At 67.2% G+C, this 2,011-nt stretch carries 4 protein-coding genes; all 4 read left to right on the top strand.

Annotated features, from left to right (window positions below; genetic code table 11):
* Positions 1-19 precede the first annotated feature (19 nt).
* Positions 20-763, top strand: coding sequence for a double zinc ribbon domain-containing protein (locus VF662_RS14480; RefSeq protein WP_464142515.1), 744 nt, complete (start codon positions 20-22; stop codon positions 761-763).
* 49 nt (positions 764-812) lie between these two features.
* Positions 813-1,070, top strand: a complete 258-nt coding sequence (grxC, locus tag VF662_RS14485) for a glutaredoxin 3 (protein WP_464142511.1) — start codon at positions 813-815, stop codon at positions 1,068-1,070.
* Complete coding sequence (locus VF662_RS14490) at positions 1,071-1,901, top strand: carbon-nitrogen hydrolase family protein (RefSeq protein ID WP_464142513.1); 831 nt, start codon at positions 1,071-1,073, stop codon at positions 1,899-1,901.
* Positions 1,898-2,011, top strand: a 114-nt coding sequence (locus tag VF662_RS14495; protein ID WP_464142517.1) for a DUF1178 family protein, incomplete at its 3' end; no start/stop codon positions are given. The genes VF662_RS14490 and VF662_RS14495, both read left to right, overlap by 4 nt.

Here is a 2,011-nt window from a genome sequence, read left to right on the forward strand (position 1 = left end):
AACAAGTGGAGCCATGCAGATGGCGATCCAGGCCGCGCGCGCCGCGGCGCGTCAGGCGGTGGATTTCGCGCTTCCGCCGCGCTGCCCCGGCTGCGGCGCCGTCACTCCGGAACAGCACCGTTTCTGCCTCGCCTGCTGGCATGAGTTGCGCTTCCTCGGCGAGCCCTGCTGCGGGCGTTGCGGACTGCCCTTCGACTATGACGGCGGAAAGGATGTGGAGTGCGGATCATGCCTCGCCGCGCCGCCGCATTATGATCGGCTGCGGGCGGCAGTTGCCTATGGCGAGACGGCTCGGAAGGTGGCGCTGAAGCTTAAATATAGCGGCAGGCCGGGCGTTGCCGAAACGCTTGCTCACTTCATGCAGCGCCATGCCGCGCTTGAAGAGCCCGGTGCGATCCTTGCGCCCGTGCCGCTGCATCGCTGGAGGATCTGGAAGCGCGGCTACAACCAGTCCGCGCTTGTCGCGACTGCCCTTGCCCGGCGCACGGGGCATGAGGCGAAGCTCGATCTTCTCCGCCGGGTGAAGGCAACGCCGGTGCTGAGGGGACTTGGCAAGCGGGAGCGGGCGCTTGCGGTGCGGGGAGCCTTCAGGGTGCCCGATGCAGCACGCAAGGCGATCGACGGCCGAACGATCCTGCTTGTCGACGATGTCTATACGAGCGGCGCGACCGCGAACGCCTGCGCGAAGGCGCTGAAGCGGGCGGGCGCGGCGCGGGTGAACATAATCTGCTGGGCGCGTGTTCTGTCGCTCAGCGATGATTGACAATGAAGCGGGCGGACCACACTTCGCTTGCGCAAGACTGGAGCTTCGGATGCCACGCGTCGAGATCTACACCAAATTCTTCTGCCCCTATTGCGCACGCGCCAAGCGGCTCCTCGACGAGAAGGGCGTCCAGTACGAGGAATTCGAGATCTCCGCAGGCGGCGACAAGCGCGAAGAGATGGTTCAGCGCGCGGGCGGTCGCACGACGGTCCCCCAGATCTTCATCGAGGGGCAGCATATCGGCGGCTCCGATGATCTCGCGGCGCTCGAGCGCGGAGGCAAGCTCGACGCGTTGCTCAGCGCCTGAATGAGGATCGCGCTCTTCCAGGCGCAGACCGGGATCGATCCGGAAGAGAACGCCAGGACGCTGGTGGAAGCGGTCGAAGCGGCTGCCGCGGGCGGCGCGGCGATGCTGTTCACGCCCGAAATGAGCGGCCTGCTGGACCGCGACCGGGAGCGGGCGAGGCCGCGGCTTTGCAGCGAAAGTGACGATCTCGTGCTCGCGGCCGTGCGTCAGGCGGCGGGCCGATCCGGTATCTGGGTCCATCTCGGCTCCCTCGCACTTGCGGGCGAGCGGGACGATGGGCGCCTGGTCAATCGCGGGTTCGTGATCGACGGTGAGGGCGTGGTCCGCGGCCGCTACGACAAGATGCACCTGTTCGACGTCGATCTCCCCACCGGAGAGAGCTGGCGCGAGTCCGCCTCCTATGCGGGGGGCGAGAAGGCGGTGGTGGTCGATACGCCCGCCGGACGTCTCGGCATGAGCATCTGCTACGACCTTCGCTTTTCGGGCCTTTACCAGGCGCTTACGGGAGCGGGGGCGACCCTGCTCAGCGTGCCTGCGGCCTTCACCGTGCCCACGGGGCTTGCGCACTGGCACATCCTAGTTCGCGCGAGAGCCATTGAGGCGGGGGTGTTCGTCGTCGCCGCGGCGCAGGTGGGGCGCCATCAGGACGGCCGCGAGACTTACGGCCATTCCCTTGTGATTGATCCATGGGGCAAGGTGCTGCTGGACATGGGTGCGGCGCCCGGACTCGGCTTTGCCGACATCGATCCGCGCCAAGTGGAAGAGGTGCGCTCGCGCCTTCCTGCGATCCGCCACCGCAAGCCGGTCCCGGAGCCGGAACTCGCGCCGTGATCGTCTTCGACCTCAAATGCGAAGCGGCCGCTCACGTGTTCGAGGGCTGGTTCGGTTCCAGCGAGGACTATGAAAGCCAGCGTGAGCGCGGCCTCGTCGTCTGCCCGCTC

This window comes from Allosphingosinicella sp. (assembly GCF_036387215.1).
Lineage (GTDB): Bacteria > Pseudomonadota > Alphaproteobacteria > Sphingomonadales > Sphingomonadaceae > Allosphingosinicella.